The 13,470-nt window shown below is 60.7% G+C and carries 13 protein-coding genes; 6 read left to right on the forward strand and 7 right to left on the reverse strand.

From position 1 onward, the window contains the following. Positions 1 to 50: 50 nt before the first annotated feature. The 4 genes from PQQ86_RS19380 to PQQ86_RS19395 all read right to left on the reverse strand — a co-directional run bounded on the left by PQQ86_RS19380 (position 51) and on the right by PQQ86_RS19395 (position 5,904). Entirely contained in the window at positions 51 to 809 is a 759-nt protein-coding gene (locus PQQ86_RS19380) for an ABC transporter ATP-binding protein (protein WP_408269817.1), read from the reverse strand. After that, positions 806 to 1,585: an ABC transporter ATP-binding protein gene (locus PQQ86_RS19385; RefSeq protein ID WP_054038612.1), complete on the reverse strand. Its 780-nt coding sequence runs from the start codon at positions 1,583 to 1,585 to the stop codon at positions 806 to 808. Before PQQ86_RS19385 ends, PQQ86_RS19380 begins: the two co-directional genes overlap by 4 nt. Positions 1,586 to 1,905: 320 nt before the next feature. Further along, the gene (locus PQQ86_RS19390) at positions 1,906 to 3,621 is read right to left on the reverse strand and encodes a GMC family oxidoreductase (protein WP_408270365.1); all 1,716 of its coding nucleotides are present in this window, start codon (positions 3,619 to 3,621) and stop codon (positions 1,906 to 1,908) included. Between the two features lie 744 nt (positions 3,622 to 4,365). Next, entirely contained in the window at positions 4,366 to 5,904 is a 1,539-nt protein-coding gene (locus PQQ86_RS19395; RefSeq protein ID WP_408269823.1) for a CoA-acylating methylmalonate-semialdehyde dehydrogenase, read from the reverse strand. Between the two features lie 133 nt (positions 5,905 to 6,037). On the opposite strand from PQQ86_RS19395, the gene PQQ86_RS19400 reads away from it, so the two are divergent. Both PQQ86_RS19400 and PQQ86_RS19405 read left to right on the forward strand, forming a co-directional pair. Beyond that, on the forward strand, positions 6,038 to 6,937 hold the full coding sequence (locus PQQ86_RS19400) for a LysR family transcriptional regulator (protein ID WP_054042721.1): 900 nt from the start codon (positions 6,038 to 6,040) through the stop codon (positions 6,935 to 6,937). Between the two features lie 373 nt (positions 6,938 to 7,310). Continuing rightward, entirely contained in the window at positions 7,311 to 7,847 is a 537-nt protein-coding gene (locus PQQ86_RS19405; protein ID WP_408269827.1) for a class IV adenylate cyclase, read from the forward strand. Positions 7,848 to 7,939: 92 nt separating this feature from the next. Here PQQ86_RS19405 and PQQ86_RS19410 read toward each other — a convergent pair whose 3' ends face one another. Further along, entirely contained in the window at positions 7,940 to 8,431 is a 492-nt protein-coding gene (locus PQQ86_RS19410) for an Lrp/AsnC family transcriptional regulator (RefSeq protein ID WP_054042727.1), read from the reverse strand. A 148-nt stretch (positions 8,432 to 8,579) separates the two neighbouring features. On the opposite strand from PQQ86_RS19410, the gene phhA reads away from it, so the two are divergent. Together phhA and PQQ86_RS19420 are read left to right on the forward strand one after the other, a co-directional pair. Continuing rightward, a complete protein-coding gene (phhA, locus tag PQQ86_RS19415) occupies positions 8,580 to 9,470 on the forward strand; it encodes a phenylalanine 4-monooxygenase (RefSeq protein ID WP_408269830.1) in 891 nt (296 codons plus the stop codon). A gap of 51 nt (positions 9,471 to 9,521) precedes the next feature. Further along, complete coding sequence (locus tag PQQ86_RS19420; RefSeq protein WP_408270368.1) at positions 9,522 to 9,866, forward strand: 4a-hydroxytetrahydrobiopterin dehydratase; 345 nt, start codon at positions 9,522 to 9,524, stop codon at positions 9,864 to 9,866. Between the two features lie 95 nt (positions 9,867 to 9,961). Here PQQ86_RS19420 and PQQ86_RS19425 read toward each other — a convergent pair whose 3' ends face one another. After that, complete coding sequence (locus tag PQQ86_RS19425) at positions 9,962 to 10,186, reverse strand: DUF3717 domain-containing protein (RefSeq protein WP_054042765.1); 225 nt, start codon at positions 10,184 to 10,186, stop codon at positions 9,962 to 9,964. A 173-nt stretch (positions 10,187 to 10,359) separates the two neighbouring features. Between PQQ86_RS19425 and PQQ86_RS19430 the strand changes: the two genes are divergently transcribed. After that, positions 10,360 to 11,046: a response regulator transcription factor gene (locus PQQ86_RS19430; protein WP_028197606.1), complete on the forward strand. Its 687-nt coding sequence runs from the start codon at positions 10,360 to 10,362 to the stop codon at positions 11,044 to 11,046. Between the two features lie 143 nt (positions 11,047 to 11,189). After that, positions 11,190 to 12,692 (forward strand): sensor histidine kinase, encoded by a 1,503-nt coding sequence (locus PQQ86_RS19435; protein ID WP_408269834.1) that lies wholly within the window; start codon positions 11,190 to 11,192, stop codon positions 12,690 to 12,692. 72 nt (positions 12,693 to 12,764) lie between these two features. On the opposite strand, the gene PQQ86_RS19440 is transcribed toward PQQ86_RS19435, so the two are convergent. Next, entirely contained in the window at positions 12,765 to 13,280 is a 516-nt protein-coding gene (locus tag PQQ86_RS19440; protein WP_408269839.1) for an SET domain-containing protein, read from the reverse strand. Positions 13,281 to 13,470 lie beyond the last annotated feature (190 nt).

Below are 13,470 nucleotides of genomic sequence, written 5' to 3' on the forward strand. Positions count from 1 at the left end.
CTTCGCTTGTGGTTATCAGAGGCAATCGGACGTTTCTCGTTACTTCCTGTCTATACGCCCAGTAGGTCGTGCAGCACCGGCATCTTGCTTTCAAGCTCGCCGGCCTCGAAGTGTTCGACGATCGCACCATGCTCCATCACATAGAAGCGATCGGCGAGTGGCGCGGCAAAACGGAAATTCTGTTCGACCATCACAACCGTGTAGCCGCGCGCCTTGAGCGTCATGATCATGCGGGCCAGCGCCTGCACGATGACCGGTGCAAGGCCTTCCGAGATTTCGTCGAGCAGCAGCAAACTCGCGCCGGTGCGCAGAATGCGCGCGACCGCCAGCATCTGCTGCTCGCCACCCGAGAGCCGGGTGCCCTGGCTCATGCGGCGTTCCTGCAGATTCGGGAACATCGAATAGATTTCTTCGAGCGACATCATGTGCGCCTTGTCACCGACGGGTGGCGGCAACAGCAGGTTTTCCTCGCACGAGAGGCTCGAAAAAATCCCACGCTCTTCCGGGCAGTAACCGATGCCGCAGTGAGCGATACGATGCGTGGGCAGATTGATGGTTTCGCGGCCGCCGATGCGGATCGAGCCGGTGCGCCGGCCGGTCAGCCCCATGATCGCGCGCAGCGTGGTGGTGCGCCCCGCGCCGTTACGGCCCAGCAGCGTGACGACCTCGCCGCGATTCACCGTCAAATCGACGCCATGCAGGATATGGGACTCCCCGTACCATGCCTGCAAACCCGTGATCTCCAGCGCGGGGGCACCGCCAGCCGTGTCGCTCACTTCGAGACTTTCGCGCTCGGCAATCGTATTCATGCGTGGGCTCCGGCGAGCGCCGCGTCGGCGCTGCCCATATAGGCTTGCATCACGAGCGGATTCTTCGACACTTCGGCATAGCTGCCTTCCGCGAGCACTTCGCCCCGTTGCAGCACGGTGATGGTGTCGGAGATGCCGGCGATCACGTTCATGTTGTGCTCGACCATCAGGATGGTGCGGCCACTCGATACTTTCTTGATCAAGGCTGTGACGCGATCGACGTCTTCATGGCCCATGCCTTGCGTCGGTTCGTCGAGCAGCATCAACTCGGGCTCCATCGCGAGCGTGGTGGCGATTTCGAGCGCGCGCTTGCGGCCGTAGGACAGTTCTACCGTGAGCACGTCGGCGAAATCGGTCAATCCGACCTGGGTGAGCAAATCCATCGCGCGATCGTCGAGCTGACGCAGCGTGCGCTCGCTCTTCCAGAAGTGAAACGCCGTGCCGAGCACGCGCTGCAACCCGATGCGCACATTCTGCAATGCTGTCAGATGCGGAAATACAGCAGAGATTTGAAACGATCGGATGATGCCGCGCCGGGCGATTTGCGCCGGGCGTTCACTGGTGATGTCGATTCCGTTGAAGACGATCTGGCCCGCGGTCGGTTCGAGGAATTTGGTAAGCAGATTGAAGCAGGTGGTCTTACCTGCCCCATTAGGGCCGATCAGCGCATGGATCGAGCCACGGCGCACGCGCAGGTTCACCCCGTTCACGGCGATGAAGCCTTTGAACTCGCGGGTGAGGCCGCGCGTTTCGAGAATCGTATCGCCGAGAATCATGTTCCCTTCCATACGGAGTAAGGCGAAGCATTACGATCTTCCGCGCGAACGGCTGCGCGACTTTTATGTGACGGCGGCACCCCGTGCCGCTCGTTGGCGTACTGCACCAATCCGGACGGTAATCCATGGGCGGCACGCAGCATGGCTGCCATTGTCGCGCCAATGATGCAGCGCATTCATTGGGATTTGCACTTAGTGGATGACGACTGTTTGAAGCAAGGTCGAGGCGTGTTCAAGCGCTGCGTCAATCTTGCTTGTGGCATGCCAGGGAAAGTCCGAGGCGCGCGCAGCGGCCTCGGATCCTGCTGTCACACAGCGTGTCACACGACGGACATGGACGGCGCAGTGCTCGGCTGAAGCAGGACGTTGCCGCCCACACGCGCGCGACGGTCTTCACGGATCATGTCGCTGGCGCGTTCGGCGATCATCAGCGTCGGCGAGTTGGTGTTGCCCGAGGTGATGGACGGCATGATTGATGCGTCGACCACCCGCAAACCGTCAACCCCGATAACACGTAGGCGATTGTCGACGACCGCGCCGGGATCGTCGGCGGTGCCCATCCGGCAGGTGCCGACCGGATGAAAGATGGTGGTGCCGACGGCGCCTGCGGCCTGCTGAAGCTCTTCTTCGGTCTGGTACTGGATACCGGGCAGAATCTCCTGCGGCCGATAGGGCGCGAGCGCAGGCGCCGCGGCAATGCGGCGCGTGAGACGCAATGCATTGGCAGCGACGTGTCGGTCGTACTCGGTGGACAGATAGTTGGGTGCGATCGACGGCGGCGCCGACGCATCGGGCGATCCGATGTGAATGCTGCCACGCGAGGTTGGCCGCAGTTGGCACACCGACGCGGTGAATGCATTGAAGCGATGCAACGGTTCGCCGAAGCGATCGAGCGAGAGCGGCTGCACGTGATACTCGAGATCGGGACGGGTGAGCGAGCGGTCGTCCGGATCGGATTTAGCGAACGCACCGAGTTGCGATGGCGACATCGACATGGGGCCGCTTTGAAAGAGTGCGTACTGCATGCCGATCATCAGCTTGCCCCACCAATGCGCGGAAGCGGTATTGAGCGTGCGCACGCCGTCGACTTCGTAGGCCATACGCAATTGCAGATGGTCCTGCAGATTTTCGCCGACGCCGCGCAGATCCTTCACGACCTCGATGCCGAGATTCTGGAGACGCGCGCCATTCCCGATACCGGAGAGTTCGAGCAATTGCGGCGAGTTGACCGCACCGGAACTGAGGATCACTTCACAACGGGCTTTGGCGAGATAGTCGGTGTTGTCGCCGCGATATTCGACACCGATACAGCGACGTCCTTCGACCACGACGCGCTGGGTATGGGCACCGGTGATAACGGTGAGATTGGGACGCTTAAGCGCCGGACGCAGGAACGCTTTCGACGCATTCCAGCGGATGCCGCGTTTCTGATTGACGTCGAAGTAGCCCACGCCGGTGTTGTCGCCGCGATTGAAGTCGTCGGTGGAGGGTATGCCGGTTTGTTGCGCGGCTTGTGAAAACTCTTCGAGGATCTTCCATTTCAGGCGTTGCTTTTCGACGCGCCATGGGCCGCCGGCTCCATGCGATTCGGAGGTACCGGCGTGGTGGTCTTCGCTGCGTTTGAAGATGGGAAGGACGGCATTCCAGGACCAGGAGGCGTCGTTGGTCACGCGGGCCCATTCATCGTAGTCCTCGCGTTGGCCGCGCATGTAGATCATGCCGTTGATGGATGAGCTGCCGCCTAATACTCTGCCCCGAGGGTACGAGAGCGAGCGGCCGTTCAGGCCGGGTTCTGATTGGGTTTTATAGAGCCAATCCGTGCGGGGATTGCCAATGCAATAGAGGTAGCCTACCGGCACGTGGATCCAGTGGTAGTCGTCTTTGCCGCCGGCTTCTAGCAGGAGGACCTGTATTTCTGGATCTTCCGATAGGCGGTTGGCAAGGACGCAGCCTGCTGTGCCGGCGCCGACTATGATGTAGTCGAATTCGCCTTCCAGGCGGCGGGTTTTTGTTGGTGTGTTTTCTGGGTTGTTCATCATTTCGTCTCCTAAGCTTTTTTGCCTGTGCGGCGCTTTTGTCAGTGATCTTAGGGCGTTGGCCTTTCCTTGTTTTGGTAGTGGTCTATTAGCGTTGCCCCTGTGCGGGGCGGCACCTACTTTTCTTTGCCGGCTGCAAAGAAAAGTAGGCAAAAGAAAGCAGCTCAAACCGCTACTGCTAAGTGGGCACCGTGGTCTGCCACGGGTGGTGGTGCATCTGGAATCTGGGTTCGTGCCCCTGCATGCGCCAGTGACAAGGGCGTCATACTTCCGGCGGCGCTGCGCGCGCCGAAGAGCACTTCATAAAACCATCGGTTCGCTCAGTCACCCCGTTCGCAATTGCTGCCTTCACATCGAGCCCTCTGCAACTCGCCACTAACCACCAGGCGCCTCGCCGAGGCGAAGCCGACAGTCCCCACAAACCTCAACCGAAGCCCGTGGTTTCCCATGCAGACCCGTCCGCGACGCACGTAGTGCGGAGTGGGAGCTGATGAGTCCTTTGCCACTAGCGCTGAATGGGCGAGAACACGGATTCCAGATGCACCACTACCCGTTGCAAGCTACGGTGCCCACTTAGCATTGGCGGTTTGAGCTGCTTTCTCTTGCCTACTTCTCTTTGCAGCCGGCAAAGAGAAGTAGGTGTCCCCCCGCACAGGGGGAACGCTAATAGACCACTAACAATTCAAGGAAAGGCCAACGCCCTAAGATCACTGACAAAAGCGCCGCGCAGGCAAAAAACCAAACCTATTTCGCCACTGGCATAGTGAACTCAGCCCCCTTCCCGATGCTATCGGGCCACCTCTGCATGATGCTCTTGTACCGCGTATAAAACCGAACACCCTCTTCGCCGTAGGCATGGTGATCCCCGAAGAGGGACTTCTTCCACCCACCAAAAGAATGCCACGCCATCGGCACAGGAATCGGCACATTAATCCCCACCATCCCAATCTGAATCTGCCGCGAAAACGCCCGAGCCACTCCCCCATCGGAGGTAAACAACGACACGCCATTAGCAAACTCATTAGCGTTAATCAGCTCAACAGCAGAAGCAAAATCCGGCACCCGCACAACGCACAACACCGGGCCGAAAATCTCCTCGCGATAAATCTTCATATCGGTCGAGACATCATCGAACAACGTGCCGCCGAGAAAGAACCCCTTCTCATGTCCGGCCACCTGATGGCCTCGCCCATCGACCACCAGCTTCGCACCAGCCGCAACGCCGGCATCGATATAACCCGCCACCTTCTCTCGATGCGCCGCAGTCACCAACGGCCCCATCTCGGCTTCCGATTCCATGCCGTTCAGAATCTTCAGGCTCTTCACTCGCGGTGTCAGTCGCTCAATCAGTTCATCGGCGATATGCCCGACCGCGACCGCCACCGAAATCGCCATGCACCGCTCGCCAGCGGAACCATACGCAGCGCCAATCAACGCATCGACCGCCTGATCGAGATCCGCGTCCGGCATCACCACGAGGTGATTCTTCGCACCGCCCAAAGCCTGCACGCGCTTGCCGTGCTTCGTGCCTTCCGTATAGATGTATTCGGCAATCGGCGTCGAACCGACAAACGACAACGCGCTCACCTCGGGATGTACAAGCAGCGCATCCACGGCCACCTTGTCGCCATGCACGACATTGAACACACCGTCCGGCAAACCGGCTTCCTTAAACAATTCAGCGAGGCGGTTGGATGCCGACGGATCACGCTCCGACGGCTTCAGCACAAACGTGTTGCCGCATGCGATCGCCACCGGGAACATCCAGCACGGCACCATCATCGGGAAATTGAACGGCGTAATGCCGGCGACCACGCCCAGCGGCTGACGCAGATTCCAGTTGTCGATGCCGCCGCCGATCTGGTCGGTGAAGTCGGTCTTCAGCAGATTCGGAATGCCGCACGCAAACTCGACGATCTCGATGCCGCGCATCACCTCGCCCTTCGCATCGGAAAAAACCTTGCCGTGCTCACGCGTGATCAACTCCGCCAGTTCGTCATGGTGACGGTCGAGCAATTCCTTGAACTTGAACAGCACGCGCGCCCGCTTGATCGGCGCGGTTTCGCTCCACGCAGGAAACGCAGCACTGGCGGCAGCGACCGCCGCGTCCACTTCAGCGACGCTCGCCAGCGGCACGCGTGCGCTCACGCTGCCAAGCGCGGGATTGAAGACATCGCCGAAGCGGCCGCTCGTACCGTCAACCGTCTTGCCATTAATGAAATGGGTCAGCGCGCGTGCGCTCGTCTCGCTCCGGACGGTCTCGTCCTGATATGTCTCGCTCATCTTCTTGTCCTCTTCCTATGAAGGTCTTCCGCCCACCGCGAACGGCGTGATAAACGCAAGCGTACGGCGCTTCGGGGCGACAAATCCAATGAGTAATGCTCAACTGCGCTATAAGGCGAGCTAATATCAGGATATGGATCTGACTCTGCTACGGGCGTTCGTCACCGTGGCACGCGAGGGCAACCTCACGCGTGCCGCGGTGCAGCTTCACCTGACCCAACCTGCCGTCAGCCTGCAAATCAAGCATTTGCAGGAGACGCTCGGCGTGACGCTATTCACGCGGACCTCGCACGGGCTTTCGCTGACACGCGACGGTCAGGCCCTGTTGCCCCATGCAGAACGCGCGCTGGGTGCCGCGAGCGACGTGCAGCGCGCGGCGGCGTCGCTGCGTCACGAAGTGCGCGGCCGTTTGCGGATCGGCACGATTCTCGATCCTGCTTTTCTGCGCCTCGGCGGCTTTCTCAAGCAACTGGTGGAAACCTGGCCGCGCATCGAGACGGCCTTACGCCACGGGATGTCGGGCTGGGTGCTCGAACAGGTTCGTGCGGGTGAACTGGATGTGGGTTACTACATCGGCCTTCCATCCGATGACGATGCCCGCGACGGCGCCACCTTTCATGCCGTCACGCTCACGCACTTCCAGTACCGCGTACTCGCGCCGGCGGGCTGGAAAGATCGCGTGAAGGGCGCGCGCGACTGGCGTTCGCTCGCCGCACTGCCGTGGATCTGGACGCCGCCCGCGTCCGCGCACAACAGGTTGTTGTCGCGCTGCTTTGGTGAGGCCGGCGTCAAACCGGTTAAGGTGGCAGAAGTGGATCAGGAGCCGTCGATGCTCGATCTGGTCAAATCAGGCGTCGGTCTGACGCTCGCACGCGATGCCACCGCGATCGCCGAAGCGCATGCACACGCGTTGACCATCGTCGAAGGCGTCACCGTGCCGACCCAGCTCAGCTTCATTACCCTCGCCGAGCGGAAGGACGAACCAGCGATTGCAGCGGCGTTGAAGCTGATCGAGCAGCAATGGGCGACTTGAGGACGGCATGAAGACCGGCGTGGAGCCAGTTTGAGGGCACCACAACCGCAAGGGCGATATGAGCTGTTCTCATGACAGCCGCGCACCATGCGACCGATTGTCATCTCGTTGCGTGTCCTCGCTGGCCGCTTTCGGCTGGTGGCGCAAGCAGAGCAACCTCGTGGGCGGTCATTCGAGGTTGGCCTCGAAGCCCGCGTTTGCTGGCCCCGTCATCTGAAACCACACCGTCACGCACTTTTTGTTAGATTGAGGGTTCGCGCTCACGCGCCGGCCCCGCATCGTTTCTGTTCCGTCTGACTTCGTCCTTCCCGGCAGCTTCGCCCCGGCAACACCGGAAGCTGCCGACCACGCCATCCTTCGACAGGAGCCTGACATGGCACGCAACATTGAAATCAAAGCCCGCGCCCAGCATTTCGAACAACTGCGCGAACGCGCCGCGAAGCTTGCGCCGGACGCGCCACTGATCTTCCGCCAGCAGGACTTTTTCTACGACGTGCCGCGTGGCCGCCTGAAGCTGCGCCAGTTCGACGACGGCACGCCGGCCGAACTGATCTTCTACCAGCGCGACGACCGCGACGGCCCGAAGGCGTCGTATTACACGCGCAGCCCGGTGACCAACCCTGAGGCGATGCACGCGCTGCTCGCCACGGCGCTGACCACGCGTGGCATCGTCACGAAGGAACGTCACGTCTATCTGACCGGACGTACGCGGATCCATCTGGACCGGGTCGATGGCCTCGGCGACTTCGTCGAACTCGAAGTGCTGCTGGCTCAGGACGACGACGAAGACGGCGGCCACGCTGAAGCGCACGCGATGTTCCAGACCCTCGGCGTACCGGAATCGGATCTGGTGGCAGTGGCCTATGTGGATTTGTTGAGTCCGGACGCCGAGCCGAAACAGGCTGCGTAAAACTTAAGCATCGAGGATCGCGGTGAAATCAGTCCTTGAACCGCGCCCGTTCATAACCCCAAAAACACGAGAAACGCCGGGCGGCCCTTGCATCAAGCGGCGGCGGCGCCCGGCGACAGATGGCCAAGCGGTAGCGGCCCATTGCGCTTGAACGTGGTCAACACAATATTGGAGCGCACGCTGTCGACGCCGGGCACACGCATCAACTTCTTCATCACGAACGTCGACAGATAGTTCAGATCAGGCGCGACAATGCGCAGCAGATAATCCGCATCGCCGACCACCGCGTGACATTCCAATACTTCCGGCAGCACCTCGATCTGTTGCTGGAATTGCTCGATGATCGAGTCGCCGTGATGCTTCAACTTCAGACTCGTAAACGCCGTCACGCCGAGTCCGAGTTTTTCCGGGCGCAGCACGACGCGATAACCGTCCACCACCCCCACCTGCTCCAGGCGCTGCAAGCGCCGCCCAATTTGCGATGGTGACAGCGGTACCTGCTCAGCCAATTGCTGATGCGTAGCCCGGCCGAAGCGCTGAAGCACGTCCAGCAGCGCGAGATCGAAGTGATCGAGTTCTAACATGATTTATATCCGCATTGAATCATCAATTTATGCACAATTATTGCATATTGGCACGCCATAACGCCATTATTGCGCCCTTTCAGCATGCTCACCGCTGTAGACTTGCATCACCGTTTCAACCCGCAGACACCGCAGAGCGCGCAGCATCATGTCCACCGCCAACACCGCCAAACTCAAAGAGCAATTCGACGCCGGCCTCGAAACCCGCGCCGACTTCACCATCGACCAACCAACCGAACGATACGGCGCAGTCGACCACGCTGTATGGCAGCAGCTTTATGCACGCCAGACAGCGTTGCTCAAGGGCCGTGTGTGCGATGAGTTTCTGGCAGGCGTCGACCGTATCGGCATGCCTCACGACCGCGTGCCCTCGTTCGACGAAATCAACGCCAAGCTGACGCCAGCGACGGGCTGGCAAATCGTCGCCGTGCCCGGACTCGTGCCCGACCAGGTGTTCTTCGAGCATCTGGCGAACCGCCGTTTTCCCGTGACCTGGTGGATGCGCCGCCCCGATCAACTCGATTATCTGCAGGAACCGGACTGTTTTCACGATCTGTTCGGCCACGTACCGCTGCTGATCAATCCGGTGTTCGCGGACTACATGCACGCGTACGGCCGCGCGGCGCTTGCCGCCAATGATGCCGGCGCCCTGCCGCTGCTCGCCCGGCTCTATTGGTACACCGTCGAGTTCGGCCTGATCCGCGACGCGGCAAGTCCGAACGGCGTGAAGATCTACGGCGCGGGGATCGTGTCGAGCAAAGGCGAGACGCTCTACAGCCAGCAAAGCGCGGCGCCGAACCGGCTCGGCTTCGACCTCGAACGCGTCATGCGTACGCGCTATCGCATCGACACGTTCCAGAAAACCTACTTCGTGATCGATGACTTCGCGCAATTGTTCGGCGTCGCGCAGACCAACTTCGCGCCGCTACTGGCCAAGCTGGCCACAGAACCGGCGTTCGCAGCAGGCGACGTGCTCGAGCAAGATCGCGTGATCACGCGCGGCTCGCAGGAAGGCTGGCAAGCCGACGGCGATATCTGACAAAACACAGCCTGAGCAGGCCGACAGCAGGCTGATGGCATCCGTGAAAAAATAGCGAATACGCACGCCTGCCGGCGTGCCTGTTCAGATCAACGAGGTAGCACCATGATTAGCAAACTGACTTCCGAAGAACGCGCCACGCAAGTGGCGGAACTGCACGGCTGGCAAGCCGTGGCGGGCCGCGACGCGATCCAGCGCCACTTCAAATTCGCCGACTTCAACGAAGCATTCGGCTTCATGACGCGCGTGGCCATCAAGGCGCAGGAAATGGATCACCATCCGGAATGGTTCAACGTGTACAACAAGGTGGAAATCACCCTGTCGACACACGAGGCCAATGGCTTGACCGAGCGGGACATCAAATTGGCCCGATTTATCGACAGTATTACTGCGTAATACAAGCGATCAGATGCCTCGATGCACCCTGCATCGGAACGATTTGACGGTAATGAAAGGGCATTGCAGGCAATCTGGCGCCGAAACCTTCAGTTCTACAGGCTATTATTAAGGCGCACGTAAGAATCCCATGCTTGCCTCGCAAACCCGTCTAAACGATCCGGTGATAGCGTCTGCTGACGCTGTACAATCATCAGCGCATACGGCTTGGAGAGCGCGCTTGCCTCCTTGCACAGAACGAGTTCGTCGCCGCTCGAAGGTGAGCGGGCGCGCCAGAAGTTGATTGCGGCTTCCAGTTCGTGGATCGTTATCTCGGACATGACTTCGTGGTCGCTCAGTGGCTGCTTGATGGCTACTTCATGGCTGCTCGATAGCTGTTTCGTGGCTGCCTGGTGCCAGTTCGGCACGGCCACGCGGCACGCTGCCTGTGCAGCAGGCGCCCCGGCGAACCGCTTGCCCAAACGCCTAAAACCATTGTACTTGAGCGAAATCCATGCGACTCCTTCTGATCGAAGATGACCGCCCCATCGCACGCGGCATCCAAAGTAGTCTCGAACAAGCCGGCTTCACAGTCGACATGGTCCATGACGGTATTTTCGCCGAACAGGCCCTCACCCAAAACCGTCACGAACTGGTGATTCTCGATCTGGGCCTGCCCGGTATCGACGGCATGACGTTGCTCGCGCGCTTTCGTCAGAGCAATCGTCACACGCCGGTGATCATCCTCACCGCGCGCGACGAGTTGAACGACCGCGTGCAAGGCCTGAATTCCGGCGCGGACGACTACATGCTGAAGCCGTTCGAACCCACCGAACTCGAAGCGCGCATCCGCGCCGTGATGCGCCGCAGCGGCCCGCATGGAGACATGCCGCGTCCGGAAGTGTCGTTGGGCGGTGTGCGTCTGTCGGGCGTCGATCGCCGCATTTTCAACGACGACAAGCCGCTCGAGCTGTCGCCGCGCGAATTTGCGGTGCTCGAAATGCTGCTGCTGCGCCACGGCCGCGTGGTCAGCAAGGCCCAGTTGCAAGACCATCTGACGCACTTCGGCGGCGATCTCGGCGATACCGCGATCGAAGTCTATGTGCACCGGGTGCGCAAAAAGCTCGAAAACTGCCGTGTCGAAATCGTCACGGTGCGTGGCTTCGGTTACCTGTTGCAGGAAATCCGCCAGGCCGCATAATCGTTGCAAGGGCCGCAATCTGAATTGCGGCCTGACAGCGCCGGGCCGGCGCCGCGCACTCGGTGCGCAATTCGCCGGCATCCGGCGAATTTTCACGGTGCTACGGTGCTTTACGCCGTTGCTCCTTTCCCGCGCGTTCGATAATGCCTCAGCCGGCCGCCAATAGTCTGCGCCGCACGCTGCTGCGGCGCCTCGCTGCTCCCCTTTCGCTGCTCGCCCTGATGAGCGGCCTGATCGCTTACTGGCTGGCATGGCAGTACACGCAGCACGTGGTCGACCGCTCACTCGCCGATCTCGCCACCGCGATCTCCAAACAGATCCAGATTGCCGGCCCTGATGCCAAAGTGACAGTGCCGCCGCTCGCGCAGGCCATGTTCTCCGATCCGGTCGAGCAACTCGTCTATCGGATCAGCAACGGTGAAACCGAAATCGCCGGCGACCACAACCTGCCGCTGCAAGGCACCAGTGTGCGGCGCATGCATTACGCGTACGTATTCGAAACGCAGCACCAGGGTGTGACGGTGCGCGTGGCCCAGGTACGCGTCGATCAGCCCACCGGCAATCCGATTGTCGTCGAAGTAGGTCAGCCGGTGCATCACCGGTTCCAGATCGCCGCCGAGTTTCTGGTCGCGATCATGATGCCGCTGCTGTTGCTGCTGCTGGCGGGTTGGGTGATCGTGTGGCGGGTCGTCAATCAACAGCTCAATCCGCTGACCGATCTCGCTGACTCACTGAACCGACAGACCCACACGTCGCTCGAGCCGGTGGACGAGACCTATGTTCCGGTTGAGATCCGGCCGCTCACCGGCGCGTTGAACGCGCTGCTCGATCGTCTGAAAACTGCTCTCGACGGTCAGCGCAAATTTATTGCCGACGCCGCGCATCAGCTGCGCACGCCGCTCACTGCCGTCAAGCTGCATGCGGAACAGGCGGCGGTCGCGCGTGACCCGCAGCAAACGCTCGCCGCGGTCCGTGAACTGCGCGCGGCAGCCGACCGCGCCGTGCGGCTGTCGAACCAGTTGCTTTCGCTGGCGCGCGCGGAGCCGGGCGAACAGGCGGCACGTTTCGTCACCGTGGATATGGCCGCGCTCGCGTTCGATACGGGTGCGGAATGGGTGCCGCGTGCGTTGACGTTCCACGTCGACCTCGGCTTCCAGCGCCTCGACGATCCGGGTAACGATCATCCGCTGATGGCGCACGGCAATCCCGTGCTGCTGCACGAAGTGATCGCCAATCTGCTGGATAACGCGCTCAAGTACGTGCCGCCTTCGCGTTTCGATGGAGGCCGCATCACCGTGACGGTGTCGCAAACCGTGATCAACGATCTGCGCATGGCCGAGATCGTCGTCGAAGACAACGGGCCGGGCGTACCGCTCACGCAGCAAGCCGATCTGTTCAAACGGTTCTTCCGCGGCGACGGTCAGAGCGACGCCGGTGTGGATAGCGGGGCCGGCCTCGGTCTCGCTATCGTTCACGACATCATGGTGCTGCATCACGGCAGCGTGCATTACGAAGATGCGCCGGAAGGCGGTGCGCGCTTTATTGTGCGTATTCCGCTGATACCGATCAGCGTGCAGCACGAAGTCGATTCCGAGGTGCGGCGTCCGGCAAAAAAATCGGCGCACTCGGCGCCGATCGATATATGACTTTTTAGTCGGTTAATGTACTGCCACGGGCTGCCTTGAGTTCACTTACGTTCAACTCTGGCAGCCCGCGTTTCATTTCTTCTTCGCTTTTTTCGCGGACTTCTTCACCGTCTTGTCGGATTTGGAAGCGCTCTTCTCTTTCTCCGCCGGCGCCAGCATCGTGCCTCGGCACTTCCGCGCGCCGCAACGGCATTCGTATTCCTTCTTGAGCTTCTTGGTCTGGCGCGCGTCGATGACGAGGCCGTAGTCGTAAAAGACTTCTTCACCCTCGGCAATGTCGCGCAGCGCGTGCACGTACACGTGACCGTCGATCTCTTCGGCTTCGCAGTTCGGCGCGCAGGAATGGTTGATCCAGCGCGCGCTGTTGCCGTCCACTTTGCCGTCGATCACCTTGCCACTGTCGAGCGCGAAGTAGAACGTGTGATTCGGTTCGTCCGGATTGTGCGGATGACGGCGCAACGCTTCTTTCCAGGAGATCCGCTCACCCTTGTATTCGATCAGCCGTTCGCCGGCCACAATCGGCTCGATGGCAAACACGCCTTTGCCGTGCACACCCGAACGGCGCACGGCGATCCTGCGTGAACTCATTGAATGAATCCTTGTGAAGAACTAGGGGTGAAGATCCGGCAGCCGTCAGAAATGCCCGCGTCTACCGCGCTGCTTTTTCCGACGCGGATAGCAAACGCGGCGCCTTGCGAGCGCCGCGTCGACCTGCGACGCTCATGCGCCACATCCGGCATCCTACACGCTCAAGACGGCTTCGTTCAACCGTCAATAA

This window comes from Paraburkholderia sediminicola, from assembly GCF_046026675.1.
In the GTDB taxonomy this organism is placed as follows: Bacteria; Pseudomonadota; Gammaproteobacteria; order Burkholderiales; family Burkholderiaceae; genus Paraburkholderia; species Paraburkholderia sediminicola_F.